11 protein-coding genes are annotated in these 15,693 nt (G+C 46.8%); 7 read left to right on the top strand and 4 right to left on the bottom strand.

Annotated features, from left to right (window positions below):
• Nucleotides 1-35: 35 nt before the first annotated feature.
• Nucleotides 36-1,091, bottom strand: coding sequence for a LacI family DNA-binding transcriptional regulator (locus tag CI595_RS17880; protein ID WP_158661528.1), 1,056 nt, complete (start codon nucleotides 1,089-1,091; stop codon nucleotides 36-38).
• Between the two features lie 416 nt (nucleotides 1,092-1,507).
• Here CI595_RS17880 and CI595_RS17875 point away from each other — a divergent pair, with 416 nt between their 5' ends.
• The 6 genes from CI595_RS17875 to yicI are packed head-to-tail and all read left to right on the top strand — an operon-like array spanning nucleotide 1,508 to nucleotide 9,793.
• Nucleotides 1,508-2,776 (top strand): ABC transporter substrate-binding protein, encoded by a 1,269-nt coding sequence (locus CI595_RS17875; protein ID WP_162291915.1) that lies wholly within the window; start codon nucleotides 1,508-1,510, stop codon nucleotides 2,774-2,776.
• Between the two features lie 14 nt (nucleotides 2,777-2,790).
• A complete protein-coding gene (locus tag CI595_RS17870; RefSeq protein WP_242987009.1) occupies nucleotides 2,791-3,684 on the top strand; it encodes a carbohydrate ABC transporter permease in 894 nt (297 codons plus the stop codon).
• The gene (locus tag CI595_RS17865) at nucleotides 3,665-4,564 is read left to right on the top strand and encodes a carbohydrate ABC transporter permease (RefSeq protein WP_243135202.1); all 900 of its coding nucleotides are present in this window, start codon (nucleotides 3,665-3,667) and stop codon (nucleotides 4,562-4,564) included. The genes CI595_RS17870 and CI595_RS17865 overlap by 20 nt, the downstream gene beginning before the upstream one ends.
• A 14-nt stretch (nucleotides 4,565-4,578) precedes the next feature.
• Nucleotides 4,579-6,384 carry a sulfatase gene (locus tag CI595_RS17860; protein WP_095174986.1) on the top strand — a complete coding sequence of 602 codons (1,806 nt, stop codon included), beginning with the start codon at nucleotides 4,579-4,581 and terminating at the stop codon, nucleotides 6,382-6,384.
• Between the two features lie 22 nt (nucleotides 6,385-6,406).
• Complete coding sequence (locus CI595_RS17855) at nucleotides 6,407-7,525, top strand: anaerobic sulfatase maturase (RefSeq protein ID WP_095174985.1); 1,119 nt, start codon at nucleotides 6,407-6,409, stop codon at nucleotides 7,523-7,525.
• A gap of 12 nt (nucleotides 7,526-7,537) precedes the next feature.
• Nucleotides 7,538-9,793, top strand: a complete 2,256-nt coding sequence (gene yicI, locus CI595_RS17850; protein WP_095174984.1) for an alpha-xylosidase — start codon at nucleotides 7,538-7,540, stop codon at nucleotides 9,791-9,793.
• Between the two features lie 43 nt (nucleotides 9,794-9,836).
• On the opposite strand, the gene CI595_RS17845 is transcribed toward yicI, so the two are convergent.
• Genes CI595_RS17845 through CI595_RS17835 form a run of 3 tightly spaced genes read right to left on the bottom strand, consistent with a single transcriptional unit; the run spans nucleotide 9,837 to nucleotide 14,413 of the window.
• A complete protein-coding gene (locus CI595_RS17845) occupies nucleotides 9,837-11,732 on the bottom strand; it encodes an ATP-binding protein (RefSeq protein WP_095174983.1) in 1,896 nt (631 codons plus the stop codon).
• Nucleotides 11,729-13,687, bottom strand: coding sequence for a hypothetical protein (locus CI595_RS17840; protein WP_095174982.1), 1,959 nt, complete (start codon nucleotides 13,685-13,687; stop codon nucleotides 11,729-11,731). Before CI595_RS17840 ends, CI595_RS17845 begins: the two co-directional genes overlap by 4 nt.
• Before the next feature lie 9 nt (nucleotides 13,688-13,696).
• Nucleotides 13,697-14,413, bottom strand: a complete 717-nt coding sequence (locus CI595_RS17835; RefSeq protein ID WP_158661530.1) for a LytR/AlgR family response regulator transcription factor — start codon at nucleotides 14,411-14,413, stop codon at nucleotides 13,697-13,699.
• Nucleotides 14,414-14,620: 207 nt separating this feature from the next.
• On the opposite strand from CI595_RS17835, the gene CI595_RS17830 reads away from it, so the two are divergent.
• Complete coding sequence (locus CI595_RS17830) at nucleotides 14,621-15,493, top strand: tyrosine-type recombinase/integrase (protein WP_243135201.1); 873 nt, start codon at nucleotides 14,621-14,623, stop codon at nucleotides 15,491-15,493.
• The last annotated feature ends 200 nt before the right edge of the window (nucleotides 15,494-15,693 follow it).

The following is a 15,693-nucleotide window of genomic DNA, read 5'->3' as shown; positions in this document are numbered from 1 at the left end:
CCGCCGTATTGAGAGATCAATGCGGCGGCCTCTTTTTATTCCTGCCCCTGTTCCAGCGGGAGAAAACTCTCTCTATACAGAAAGGAATAGGGAATATCGTGTTCAAACTCTAATCCTTTCTTTTCTATTTTGTTGACCAGAAGTTCCACTGCCCGGTACCCCATCTCATAGGAGTGTACATAGGTGGTGGTCAGTTTTGGGGAAAATTCTTCACCGCCCCGGGAGTATTGGCTGGTTGCCACAACCGCTATATCCTCAGGAATACGCAGCCCCATGGAACTTATGATACTGTAAGCATGGCTGCAGGTAGGGAACTGGTCGAGGTAGATAGCCTCCACAGGATTTTTTTGTGTAAGCAGTTCTTCCAGTGCATACTGAAAGCTTTTAGGATTGTAATAATCGTACATGACAAAGCGGCACTGGTCCTGGGACAGCCCTTTCTTCAACCGAAAATCTTCCACGATCTGGCGGCTGATCTCCACCATCTGCAGTTCCTGAGCCTGCATATAGCTGGTAAACAGCGCTGTATTTCGGTATCCTTTCTGATAGCAGATCTCCAGAAAATCCTGTTTGTATATTTCATGTCCTCCGTAGACGTTGCAGCCGTCCTTATCAAAGGGGAGCTGCACTCCCGTGTAAATAGTAGGGAAGCCGGAAGTGATAAGCTCCTCCATAAAATGCTGGTAACTGTTTCCCACAGCGGAGAAAATAAAACCATCCACTCTGCGGCGTTTTATGATCTGGCTGGTGGAAGCTGACGGGACGAAGGAACGGTTATCTAAAAGCAGATCATATTTCAGATGATTGGCCGCGATCGTGGCACCGCTTAGAAACTGGATCGTAAATTCGTCATTGGGCTGTTGTATACTCCAGAATGGAAGGACCAGTCCTATGGTGTGTGTCTGATTGGAGGCAAGGCTTTGCGCACTGGCACTGGGGGTATAACCCAATTCCTCCATGGCTTTTATGACCCTGGATTCCGTCTCGGCGGAATAACGTCCCTTTTTATTAATGATCCTTGAGATGGTGGCAATGGATAGATTGGTTGCCTGGGCTATATCATATATCGTAATATTTTTTTCAGATTCCATTTTTGATATCCTTTTCGTTTTGGTGTACTGCATGAAAGACAGAAGATCTGCCTCTGTTAGTATTACTTTAAAGGAGAAATCCCCATTTGTCAATAAGTTTGTGTAAACGGTTACGCAAAGCTTATAAAACATTATCAACAAAAAACAGCATTTATAATTGTGCAAAGAGTATAAAAAAATAAAATATTATAAGAATATATTGACTAAAAAGCCGGTTTGATGTATGGTAACAGCATGAGAAAGCGCTTAACCACGTGTGCAAAAGGTTGTACGACCGTTGAATACCTAAAATATCAGTTGATTTGCCGAATAAAGTGAATGATATAAGGAAAAAAAGCAACTGCGCAAAGGTAATCTCTTATATTTTAAATGAGAAAGCGCTTAACCAAATAATGGAAAACGGAAAGGATAAGAGGATGAAGAAAAAAAGTTTGATCGCATTGGGAATGGCAGTTATGATGCTGTGCACGGCATGTCAGGGAGGCTCTGATGAGGCAAAAGCTGAGAGCAAAAAAGGGAGCGAAAAGACAGTCATGAACATCTGGATCGCGGGAAGTGGGGACGCGGATTCAGACAAGGCTTATAAGACAGTTCTGGATACATATTGTGAGAAAAATACAGATGTAGATTATCAGCTTACTTACATTCCATGGAGTGATTACTTTACAAAGCTGAACACAGGTCTTGCAGGCGCAAGCGGTCCCGATATTTTTATGCTGGGCTACGGGCAGATCGGTTCGGTGCAGAGGGCAGGCAATCTTTTGGATTTGTCTGATTATATTCCCCAGGATTGGGACGGATATGATGATTTTTATGAAAATATCCTGGAAATCTGCCAGCGGGATGGTGATTACTATGCTCTCTTCAAACCGTCCAACAGAACCATATTTTACAGAAAAGATATCGCAGAGCAGAATCAGGTTACAGAGGAAGAACTGAATATCAAGAGTCCGGAAGACTTTGAGAAGCTGGTAGAGAAAATGACGGTCAGGGATGACAGTGGAAATGTGGTAACCTACGGACTGGAGATCGACCCGGATGAAGTACAGGAACTTTTTACCTATATGGGGATGTTTACGGACGAACCTGCCCTTTGGGATGACGATTACAAGGCAGTTTATGACCAGGATGCCGGCATACAGGCAATGGAGTACATGAATAAACTTTATGAATCCGGAAATGTATGCTTCCAGGATGCAGCTGCGGGAACTACAGGTGTGGCATCAGGCGTTGCTGCCATGGCGATTGACGCCAATCAGGGCTATGTGACAGACGACAGTGCATTTCCCGGACAGATCGGCTGTATAAAAAATGAGATGCCGACTCTGCTTATCGGAGACTACCTGGCGGCCAACGCCAACTCCAAGAATCCGGATACAGCGGCAGATATGCTCCTCCACATGTTTTCCAAAGATTCCCTGAAGCAGTTTGCTGAGATCGCAGGTCATTATTCCGGCAGAAAATCTTTGAATGAGGACTATATTAAGATCAACCCCGACTATGAAAATATTGTATATTCTTATGATAAATCCTTTTCCTACGGAAAACCCATGCATCCCAATTTTGGAGAGGCACAATCTAATATCGGACCTGCCATGGAATCTGTGTTTAACGGAACAGAGGCAGCAGCCGCGCTGAAGGACAGTGCTGCACAGTGGAATGCAGTTGTGGAGGCCAGTAAATAGGAGACTATATGATCATGAAAAAAATCGGGAAGAAAAGAGGAAAACTGGAACAGCAGAATGCAGCATATCTGCTGATCGCGCCCAGTTATCTCATATACACATTTTTCATTCTGATTCCTGTTATCTGGACCATTGCCATGTCTTTTACGGACTATGATTTAAGCAAAGCCCATTTTGTGGGAATCAGCAATTATATTCAACTGACAAAGGACCCTATTTTTGTTAAAAGTGTTGGGAACACGCTGTTTTATTGTGTACTGGCGATTGTTCCGGCCATGGTTCTTGGGCTTGCGCTGGCAATGTTTCTGAATCAGAAGCTGAAGGGAAAAGGATTTCTGCGGACCTTGTTCTATTTGCCAAATATTTTTTCCATGGTGGCAGTGTCCATGGCCTGGCTCTATCTGTACGACACCACCTCAGGCATCCTGAATAAGGTGCTGAAAGATATTGGAATGCAGGCCGTGCCGTGGATCAGCAGTGCCTCTATGGCTATGATATCCATAGCGATCATGAGCATATGGAGTACCACGGGGTATAATATGATCTTGTTTTTGTCCGGACTTCAGGGGATACCGGATTATCTGTACGAGGCGGCCAGCATTGACGGGGCCACATCCTGGAAAAAATTTATTCATGTGACGATACCCATGCTGAAGCCAACCACTTTTTTTGTGTTTGTTATGGCATGTATCAATTCCTTCCAGGTGTTTGGGCAGGTGCTGATCGTGACAAACGGAGGGCCTATGAACTCCACCACAACCATCGCACATCAGATATACAGGAATGGATTTGAGTATTATAAGATGGGGTATGCCTCCGCGCAGGCAGTGGTGCTTATGGTGATAATCTTTGCGATCACGCTTATCAATATGAGATTTGGGGGAGGTGATGAGAATGACCTTGGCTGATATGGGAAAAAAGAAAAAGGAAAATCTGGTGAAGGGCATAAGCTATGCGGTTTTGATCATCTGGGTCCTCATCACGCTGGTCCCGATCATTTTTACGGTGTTGACAGCATTTAAGACAGACCCGGAAATATCTATGGCCAGCTTCAAATGGCTGCCCGAAAGCTTTGGGAACTTTGAAAATTTCCGTCAGGCATTTGCCATGGGGGACTGGTTCCAGTATTTTAAGAACAGTTTATTTATAACAGCAGTTACCGTAGTGGGCAGTCTGATCTTTAACTCCATGGCCGGATACGCATTCGCAAGGCTCAAATTTAGAGGCAGAGAGTTTCTGTTTATGAGTGTTCTGCTGGGAATGATGGTTTCTCCCCAGTCAATCATTATACCCCAGTATGTGATGATGCGCTCAGCGCCGTTTTTCGGAGGCAATAACATACTGGGCCAGGGAGGGACAGGACTTCTTGACAGTTATGGTTCTCTGATCGTGCCATTTTTGGCAGGTGCGTTTGGTATCTTTTTGTGCAGGCAGTTTTATTCCACATTCCCTACATCCCTTGACGATGCGGCCAGAATAGATGGGTGTGGTGTTATAAAGACTTATTTTGTCATTTATCTGCCCCTCTCCAAGACCATACTGGCAACACTGACGATCTTAAAATCAGTTGCCACATGGAATGACTTTTTTTATCCGCTGATCATGACCCAGTCTGAGAAAATGAAAACGGTACAGCTTGGGCTGCAGATGTTCCGGGGCAGTTCCATGACGCATTACAACTATCTGATGGCAGCCACCATCATTACAGTAATACCGATGGTGATCGTATATGCCTGTGCGCAGAAGTATTTTGTGCAGGGAATTGTATCATCAGGAATGAAGAATTGAGAGGAGACTGAATTATGAAAGCGATTATGGTGATGTACGATTCCCTGAACCGTCATTTCCTTCCCAACTACGGAAATGAGCTGACTAAAATGCCTAACTTCCGGCGTTTGGGGGAGAAATGTGTAACCTTTGACAATTCCTATGTAGGGAGCCTGCCGTGTATGCCTGCAAGACGTGAACTGCATACAGGCAGACTGAATTTTCTTCACAGGGGTTGGTGCCCTCTGGAACCCTTTGATGACTCCATGCCGGAGAAATTGAAGAAAAATGGTATCTATACCCATCTTGTCTCCGACCATCAGCATTACTGGGAAGACGGGGGAGCGACCTATCATACCAGGTATAATTCCTGGGAATGCTCCAGAGGACAGGAAGGTGATCCCTGGAAAGCGGATCTGAAAGTCAGGGCAGAGGATCATCCGGGTTCCTTTGGGCCATTTCCCAAAGATCCCATCGGATATAATATGAGGCGCCAGGACTGCGCTAACCGCAGACATATAAAAGAAGAAAAAGACTTTCCACAGGCTAAGACCTTTTCCAACGGTCTTGCGTTTCTCAGGGATAATAAGGATTGCGACAACTGGTTTCTCCAGATTGAGACCTTTGACCCCCATGAACCTTTTTTCTCGCCTGAAGAGTACCAGGAACTATACAGGAAGGACGGGGAATCAGCAACTCCTCTTGATTGGCCTCCCTACGGCCCTGTTACGGAGGATAAAGCGGTGGTTTCCGGAGTGCGGAATAAATACAGGGCTTTGCTGAGTATGTGTGACCACTATCTGGGGCAGGTCCTTGACCTGATGGATGAGTACCGGATGTGGGACGACACTATGCTGATCGTGAATACAGACCATGGGTTCATGCTGGGAGAACATCTCTGGTGGGCAAAGGGCATTATGCCTTTGTATAACGAGATGGCCAGGACCCCTCTTTTTATATGGGACCCAAGATGCGGTGCCGAAGGGGAACGCAGGCAGTCGCTGGTGCAGAATATTGATCTGGCCCCTACCCTTCTTGATTATTTCCAGGTGCCTGTTCCGGAGGATATGCAGGGATTTGCTCTGAAAAATGTGATAAAAGAAGATACGCCTGTGAGGAAATACGGTATCTTCGGTCTGTTTGGCTCAATGATCAACATCACGGACGGCAGATTTGTGTACATGAGGGGGCCGGCAAAAAAAGAAAACCAGCCTTTGGCGGAATATACACTTATGCCTACCATAATGCGTTCCAGAATGGATCCGAAGAAACTGAAGGATATGAAGCTGAGACAACCTTTTTCTTTTACAAAGAGCTGTCCGGTACTGGAGATCCCGTCCGCCGAGGAGTGGGGCGCAGTGGCATCCTGCTTCCGGTACGGGGACCTTCTGTTTGATCTGGAGAAAGACCCGGAACAAAAGCACCCCATAGATGACCCGGAAAAAGAGGCAGAGCTGATCTGCGCAATGATACAGCTCATGAAGGAAAATGATGCTCCGCAGGAGCAGTTCTGCCGCATGGGTTTTCCTAAGGAGGGAGATGTAACTTCAGAGAAAGTCCTTGAGATGAGAGCAGACAAGGAGGCCTATGACCCGGTGAGCGGATTGGGGGATTTCCGGTGGGAGGAGCCTGTAAAATGGCAGTTCTCGGCCTTGAAAAATGTGGCATCACCTTATATGAAGGAAGATGAACTGGTAAAACGGTTCAGAGAATTCTGCCGTGAGGACAGTATTGGATGCATTGACAGGAAGGTCATGGAACGCTTTATCAATTCGATCATCCCTGAAGCGGACAGGGAGAGCGCCTGCTTCACCATGGAGATGGCATACAGATTAAACTGACAGGGAATGCGAGGAGAAAAAAGTGCCTGCACTAAATGTAATGATAAAGCCTGCCTCAGGTTTATGTAATATGAGGTGTACCTACTGTTTCTATACAGATGAAGTGAATCACAGGAAAATGGGGAATCTGGGGATCATGTCCCCGGAAACCCTGGAAAATGTTATCAGGAAATCCCTGGAGTTTGCAGAGGGTGTATGTACATTTGCTTTTCAGGGCGGCGAGCCTACGCTGGCGGGCCTGGCGTATTTTGAAAGAGCGGTGGAGCTGGAGAAGAAATATAACCGGCATTCTGTGGTGATCCAAAATGCGCTGCAGACAAACGGATATCTTTTAGATGAAGAGTGGTGCCGTTTTCTTGGAGAGAACCATTTCCTGGTGGGGCTGTCCATAGACGGGATCCGGTGTACACACGATTCCTGCAGGAAGGATAAACAGGGAGAGGGTACCTTTTCAAGGGTGTTTTCCTCTGCACAGATGCTGAAGGACCACAGAGTGGACTTTAATGTCCTGACGGTAGTCAATAAAAAAACCGCGCCCAGGATCCACAGGATTTACCAGCAGTATCAGAAATGGGGGTTTTCCTTCCAGCAGTATATCGCGTGTCTGGACGCTCTGGACAGCAGTGCGCAGAAAGAAGCCTACGGCCTGGAACCGGAACTGTACGGTCAGTTTTTGATCGAACTATTTGAATTATGGTATGCGGACTACCAAAAAGGTACACAGCCTTATATACGGCAGTTTGAAAATTATATTGCGATTTTAATGGGCGGTTATCCGGATGCCTGCGAACAGAACGGGGTCTGCGGCCTGCAGAATGTAGTGGAGGCGGACGGCAGTGTATATCCCTGTGATTTTTATGTGCTGGACGGATATTCCATTGGGAATCTGAATGAGGATTCCTTTGGGGAAATATATGAAAAAAGGGCAGCATCAGGGTTTGTGGAACGTTCACAAAATCAGAGCGGGCAGTGTAAGGACTGCCGTTACTATTCTGTATGCCGGGGCGGCTGCCGCAGAAACCGTGTGGAAGAGGCCGGGGGTGGGGCTGTAAACTGTTTCTGCAGATCGTATCAGATGTTTTTTGACAGATGTTATGACAGACTGTGTCTGATCGCAGAACAGTTATCACACAGATATTAAAGGAGACTGCATATGAAATTTACAGATGGATACTGGTGTGTGAAAAAGGGAATCACACCGCTTTATGCGGCAGAATATTCCTCCCATAAAGTGAAAGATAAAGAGCTGGTCCTCTATGCACCCGGAAGGCATATTGCGGACAGAGGGGACTGCCTGAACCTTGGGATGCTGACCATTCGCCTGACCAGTCCCATGGAAGATGTCATTAAAGTCACAGTTACGCATTTTGAGGGGACGGCATCCAAGGGTCCATTTGCGGAAACAGTCCGGTGTTCCCCTCATGTTGTCATAGAGGAGGATGAAGATACCCTAAGTTTTCAGAGCGGGAATACAAAGGCAGTTGTGGACAAAAGGCCGGATTCCTGGGGGATCCGTTTTCTGGACGGGGACAGGGAACTGACCAATACCGGTTTCAGAAACATGGCATACATGAAACAGGAAAGAGACGGCAGGGTATATATGACGGAACAGCTGGCCCTGGATGTGGATGAATACATCTATGGCCTGGGAGAACGCTATACCCCCTTTGTAAAAAACGGGCAGAGTGTGGAGATGTGGAATGAGGACGGCGGAACCGCCAGTGACATCACCTATAAAAATATCCCCTTTTATTTGTCAAACAAGGGATACGGGGTACTTCTTGACGAGGAGGGAGATGCCTCTTATGAGATAGCCAGTGAAAAGGTGGAAAGAGTACAGTTTTCGGTTGAGGGGGAGAGACTTGCCTATTACATCATAAACGGGCATACGCCCAAAGGCACGGTATCCCTGTATACAGAGCTGACGGGTAAGCCTGCACTTTTGCCGGCCTGGTCCTTTGGCCTCTGGCTTACCACGTCCTTTACAACAGATTATGATGAGGAGACAACCGGCAGTTTTATTCAGGGAATGGCAGACTGGGATATTCCCCTTCATGTATTTCATTTTGACTGTTACTGGATGGAGGCCTATGAATGGTGTAACTTTACCTGGGATCCGGCCACATTCCCCGACCCCAAAGGGATGCTTGACCGTTATCATAAAAGGGGGCTTAAAATATGCGTGTGGATTAACCCGTATATCGGCCAAAAGTCCCCACTCTTTCAGGAGGCTTTAAAAGAGGGGTATCTGCTGAAAAAGAAGAACGGAGATGTATGGCAGACCGATATGTGGCAGGCTGGTATGGGGATCGTGGATTTTACAAATCCGAGGGCAGAGGTTTGGTATCAGAACAAGCTTAAAGGGCTGCTGGATATGGGGGTGGACTGCTTTAAAACGGATTTTGGTGAGCGGATACCTGTCAGGGATATAGCATATTATGATGGTTCCGACCCGGTGAAAATGCACAATTACTATACCTACTTATATAACAAAGCGGCATTTGAACTGCTGCAGAGGGAAAGGGGGGAAGGGGAAGCTGTTCTTTTTGCCCGCTCTGCCACGGTGGGAGGGCAGAAATTTCCTGTACATTGGGGAGGTGACTGTTCCGCTTCCTATGCGTCCATGGCTGAGACGATCCGCAGCGGCCTTTCTCTTGCGTGTGCCGGTTTTGGATTTTGGAGCCATGACATAAGCGGATTTGAAAGTACAGCATCCGCGGACATCTATAAACGCTGGTGTCAGTTTGGGCTTTTAAGTTCCCACAGCCGTCTGCACGGTTCCTCCACCTACCGCGTGCCCTGGATATTTGACCGGGAGGCGTGCGACGTCCTGCGAAGATTTGTAAAGTTAAAGTGTGCTCTGATGCCATATCTCTACAGACAGGCAGTGAAAACCCATGAGGAGGGTATTCCCCTCATGCGGCCCATGTTTCTGGAGTTTCCGGGAGACCGCTGCTGTGAAACGCTGGACAAGCAGTATATGCTTGGCGATTCACTCCTGGTGGCCCCTGTGTTCAAGGAATCCGGGGAGGTTGAATATTATCTTCCGAAAGGAAACTGGGTGAATCTGCTGACAGGGAATTCCTACATGGGAGGAGGCTGGCAGAAAGAGACCTATGATTACTTTACGCTTCCTCTCTTAGTCCGCTCCGGCAGTATCGTGCCTGTGGGAGCGAACTGCCAAAGGCCGGATTATGACTATGCAGATGGGGTAAAGCTGCTTCTCTACTTTCCGGATGATGGTTGTGAAGAGGAAGTTTTTGTCACAGATGTAAAAGGGTCCACAGTTATGAAGGTAAGAGCAAACAGGGCAGGCGGGACCATTAAGTTAAGGGCAGAAGGAAGATGCAGGAATTTTACCTGTGAAGTTCTCGGAGAAGAAAAATTGAAAGTTGTACTTGAAGAATAGATAGAAGCAGACGGCATAGTTGCGAAAACAGCCGTCTGCTTTCTTATAAGGGCAATATAATGGAAACCTGAAAGATATGCCCTTCCTTTGCAAATTCCACAGTCCCCTGGTACTGCTGGACCACTTTTTTTACAGACTCCGTTCCGATTCCCGGACCGTCATGTTTGGTGGACTGGAAGGTTCCGTTCTTCTCTTTCAGGGGATTGGAGAATGTGTTTTCAAAGCGGACCAGCAAGCCTGCCTCCCTGTATTTTCCCCGTATTTTTATGGAGGGATGCTGTCCCCGGTATTCCATGCAGGCCTCATAGGCATTTTCCAGGAGGTTTCCGAAGAGGATGGAGATATCAGCATCTTCAATCTGAAGATCCGCAGGCATTTCCAGCGTGGCGTGAAAGGTAATATGATGCTCACTGCACTGGCCTTTATAATACTGGAGCAGAGCATCCGCGATGGGATGGGCGCAGCATGTCTCCCTGCGGGCGGCTGCCTGGCTGATCTCACAGCTTGACAGATAGCGCATAGCCTGTTCCGATTCCCCGTTTTCCAGAAACTGATACAAAGTGCGCAGATGATGGCGCATATCGTGCCTCTGTCTTGCAGATTCTGCTATCTTTTCGGTCAGCTCACTGTAGTGCACCTTCTGGACCGCAACCTGTGTGGACAGCCGCTTCTTCTCCTCCTCATAAAAACGGTTCAGCCTGTAGGCGTCCGCAAGCTGTGACCAGAGGAAGAAGGCACCGGATGTGACGGCAATAAGGCTGCAGTATTCAGGGAAAAATCCTCCGTACTTTGGTTCGTAAAGGGGAAAGAGCCTGTCAGCCCAGAGCGATATACAGACAATGCCCGTCAGGATGGGTACAAAGGAGGAAAAACCCTCCCCGCAGGCTCCGGCATATACAACATTGGCCGCCAGGTACAGTGACACAAGGATCTTCACGGCTGTTACAGAGTATGAGAAGACGCAGTGTACCATTGCGGAAGAACCCCCGAAGGTACCATATACAAATGCCGCCCCGCTGAAAAGCAGCACAAAGACTGAAAATACCCGGTATCCCTTAGCCTGGCAGTTTAAGAATATGTTCTGCAGATAAACATACAGAAAGTAAATAGCGTATGTAGTGAAAAGTTCAATGCCATACCACACGGATCTTTCCGTACTGAAAAATGTGTAGAAGACCGGGTAAGAGATATAAACAGTAACCAGCAGGGACATGAGTGAAAAAAGTCCTGCCCTTTTATCGCGCAGTTTCAGAAAAAAATAGGCAGAAAATATGCACAGCAGAAAGACCAGAATGATCACGGCGCTGTGCAGAAACAGCCGGACATACTGGTATTGCCATACGTTTTCTTCCGGGCCGAATATGGGCGGGTAAGTCATGCCGCTGTAAAAGTGGCTGGCATTGGCAGTTTGGATCACGATTTCCGTCAGGCCCCGGGATGAGAAAGAGACGGTCTGTATACCGGTTTCCCTCTCCCGGGTGTCCGGGTTTCCCATGCCGGCAAGCAATGTGCCGTTGATATATAACCGATAGGAGGAAAAGATCTCCGGCAGATACAGAGAATACACTCTGCTTTCGGATGGGAGTTCTATACACAGTCTATAAGTGGCTTCCCCGTAGGGGGACCTGTTTTTATCTCCCAGGGAAAAATCGTTATACTTTCCTATGGTGATAAATTCCATGGGTGTTTCCGGAAGACCCTGTTTAAAGTCATCCGGAGTAAGGAGGGCTCCGGGATAAAATTGCCACTGGTTTGTAAGATAAAATAAATCCCCGTCCAGGGAATCCCGGTCAGGGCATAGAATTCCACTGATTGGCTGGAGGCAGTTGTCTATGTATTTGTTGTCTTGTTTATACAGAAAAAATAAGACGAAAGAAAAACAAATAACACTGGCGGAAAAGAGCAGCATGGTCCGTATCAGATTTTTATGTAGTCTCATATTTTGTTTTTCACCTGCTTTCTTTTGGAACGCAGAATATAAACAGCGGGCACCACAGCGGCCGCTGCCAGCAGCAGGGCGGCTGGGGCGGACTTTCTTATGGGCAGACTTTTTTGCGGCGCGTTCTCCCGGTATTTCAGCTCATAAAACCCGCATGACGGTATTTCAAAAGACGCGTATCCGTTTATTTCCGTTATCACAATATCTGTTTTTTGACCGTCTAGATACAAGGTATCAGGCAGCGGCTGTCCGTTTATCCGCATGGTGGCTTTTATACCTGATTCAAGTGATATTTCTTTGTTGTTTACCAGGATGCGCAGACGGAAGGAGAGGCTGTCAGATTCTTTGATCTCAACAGTCAGGATATCAGATTCCTGGATGTCTAGATCCTTCAGAAAAGAGGCAGGTATTTTTAGGGTGATATTTTCACCGGTGAAGGGGATGTAATCCCCATATATACGGTACAGATAGGACAATCTGGAGCCGGAAATTTCAGTGACGCCTTTTTCCACCTTTTCTGAGGGGAGTGCAGAGGAGGTACCGGAGGTCTTACGGCTGTCTTTTAAAGTGGTTTCCTCCGGACTGTCTTTGGATTCCTCCGGATCCGTTTCTGTGTTATCCGCACTTTGGGGATCACTGTCTGGCACAGCTTCATCTTCTACGGTATTGTCTTCCGGCTTTTCCTGTGTCGTACCGGCGGGAGGGTTTGACGGAACGTTATCTGCAGGCATCTCATCATCCGGCTGCTGCTGCGGAACCTCACCGGCAGGCGGTGTGCCGCTGCCGTTTTGGACGGGAGGTGCCGGCTGGCTGATCTGGGGAGTGTCCGGCGTCTCTGTGGAATCTCCGCCGTCCCGGTTGCCTTCCATGGACGAATACTCCACATTTGTGCCATCATCCAGAATGCATATAATATTGCTGCTGTATTTCCCCTCGGCTTTAAAATAGAAATAGTAATACTTATTCAAATGCAGTTGGCTGCGGTTGATCCTGACACTGCCGGGAACCAGGCTGACGAAGCCGGGGGTATCACAGGGGATAAATGGATCGTAGGTAATAGAATCCTCGGCAAGAGGGGTTTCGCTTACAAGATAGTAAACTTCAAGGTCATTCCATATGGCCGGTGTTCTTGAAAGATCCGCAACAAAGAAGTCGGGAAAAACGGTGGTTATGAAAAAGTTCCAGTTTTCTCTGTGGACGACATATATAGTTTTTGTATAGCGGGTATTTTCGTCCGCAATATAATAACAGTCTTCATATTCCTCATTTATGGTAAGGGTTAAAGTAACCGGATAGCTTCCCTCGCGGCTGATGTCCACGGAACTGAAGTCCCAGTTTATATCAAGAACGGCCGCCTGAGTCAGATCAGAGGTTAGTCCCAGCCATTGGCTGTAGGCTGAGGACTGAAGGTCGGAAATATAATTTTCATCGTCCTTATATACGATCTCCGGATTCAGCAGGCTGCTTAGAGGGGTGACAGCGTCCAGATTGACGATTTCTCTTTTTTCATCCGTTGGAAGTATATTGATGGTGACATGTACAGTGGGAATCTGCAGTCCTTCTGCAAGGCGGAAACCATCCGGTACCATGATCTTTCCCGTCAGCTCATACCTGCCGGGCACGTTTGTGTCAATGGAAAAATGGATATTATGGTATGCAGACTCGGTTTGCGGCTGTCCGTCTGCATACCAGTCCATCTGCAGAAAAAAGATTTTGTCTGAAGATAGGATAAAGGGATCCTCTGAGCAGGCGGTAACCCTCATCTTGGAAACAGACTCCATGACGGCAGAGAGGTCATCCCCTGAAAAGACGGAACATTCCATAAAGTTTTCATAATCGTCCTCAGGGGAAAAAGAACGCAGAGTGATATCTGCAGATCCGGCCTGCACCGGGATCATATGCATTATTGCCGTAAGGAACATAAAGGTTAAAAGAGCCAGAAGTTTTTTTCTCATACGTTTCTCCTAAACACGTTCAAAAGCAACCTGCAGGAACGCGGACTTTGTATCCCTTATCTTATTTCTGCTCACCGGTATCTGTTCGCCGTTTTGCAGGGTGAGGGTATCTTTCTCCATGCGTTTTATCTTTGTAAGATTTACCAGAATGCCTCTGTTACAGCAAAAGAACCGATAATCCTTCAGCAGCGGCTGTGTAAGCTCGGAGAAGGAGGTTCTGGAAGAGACGGTGATCTGGATATCACTCATATGTATGATGGTGTTCCGGCATGAAGTAATAATATAATAAATTCTGGAATAGGGAATGTCCAGCTCCTGTCTGTCCGATCTTACATGAAGATAACGCCGTGACAGCACAATTTGTTCTAGGCACGGTCCCAGTATCTTATGGATCATGTCTTTTTGCAGGGGCTTCACGATATACCGCCATGCCCGCACATCATATCCTTCCGCCATATAGTCAGGGCTGGTTGTCAGGAAGATGATAAAACAGTTGGGGTCTTGGTCCGCAAGGTGTCTGGCGGCGGTCATTCCATCCATTTTCTTTAAATAAATGTCCATAAAGCATATATCAAATTCATCTTTTTCAAAAACTCCAAGAAAATCTTCGGCGCTTTCATATTCACACAGATCCGTTTCAAGATCCAAAGTATTCAGATAGGGGATCAATACATTCTTTAACTCATCTCTGTCTTTTTCTTGATCATCTACAATTGCAATTTTCAAGTTTAACACCTCCAGGCATAAAATTCCACTATTATTATAGCATGTAAAACTTTCGGGTGTATTTACCATTCCAACAACAAAAAAGGAATTCGTGCACCATTTAAGATGGTTTGTTGTATTGTGTATATAGGATGTACATATTAGGTACAATAACAGATGACAGAAGTAAATGCAAGGTTCAGGATGTGACAGAAAGGCTGGTTGATTATGGAGTGCAGAAATGCGGCGGCAACGTTTCAGATGGATGAGGACGGTCTGGTAAAGGGCTACGAGAACTACCTTTTAGGGGAAGAGAGGAGCAGGAATACCATTGTCAAATATGTGCATGACCTGAGGTCATACTTTATGTTTCTTCAGGGGGAGACAGTTACAAAGGAAAGCCTGCTGTGCTGGAAGGAAAAACTGACACAGAGTTATCTGCCTGCCAGTGTGAATTCTATGCTGGCAGCAGTAAACGGGTTTCTTGAATGGGCCGGGTATCCCCAGTACAGGGTGAAACCGCTGAAGATTCAGAGGGAGATCTTTACGAAACCGGAAAAAGAGCTGTCAAGAGAGGAGTATATCCGGCTGGTGAACGCTGCTGAGCAGAAACAGAACCGCCGTCTGGCCTTGATCCTGCAGACGATCTGTTCAACAGGCATACGGGTCTCGGAGCTGCAGTTTGTAACACTGGAGACAGTAAAAGCAGGACGCGCGATTGTGGATTGTAAAGGGAAAAAACGTACCATTTTCCTTCCAAGAGCCTTGAGCCGTGCCCTGCAGGTGTACTGCCGGGAGCAGGGGATCAGAAAAGGAGTTATTTTTTGTACAAAAAACGGGAGGCCGCTGGACCGCTCAAATATATGGAGAGACATGAAGAATCTGTGCTGCAGTGCAGGGGTTGAGCCGGAAAAAGTGTTTCCTCATAACCTGCGCCATTTATTTGCAAGGACCTATTACCGCATGGAAAAGGATCTATCCAGGCTTGCAGACCTGCTGGGACATTCCAGTGTGACCACGACCCGCATCTATACCATGGAAAGCGGTACGGAACATGCCAGACAGGTGGACAAGATGGGGCTTGTTGTGTTGAGAATATAAAAAACCACATAATGATGGTTATGTGGTCATAGAAACAAATGTTTTAAACTTGAATACATAGCAATTTTATCATGCTTCCTCTTAAAATACAATATTTTATACCGGAGAACATGGGAAAAGACACAGAGAATAAACCGGAGGCATCCTGATACATGCGCCGGTTTACTTCCTGTGTCTATTTTTAATGAAATCTTCTTTTG

It is taken from the genome of Blautia hominis (genome assembly GCA_002270465.1).
Classification (GTDB): Bacteria; Bacillota; Clostridia; order Lachnospirales; family Lachnospiraceae; genus Blautia; species Blautia hominis.
The sequence above is the reverse complement of the archived record's forward strand: the minus strand, read 5'-3'. Positions and strand labels throughout refer to the sequence as shown.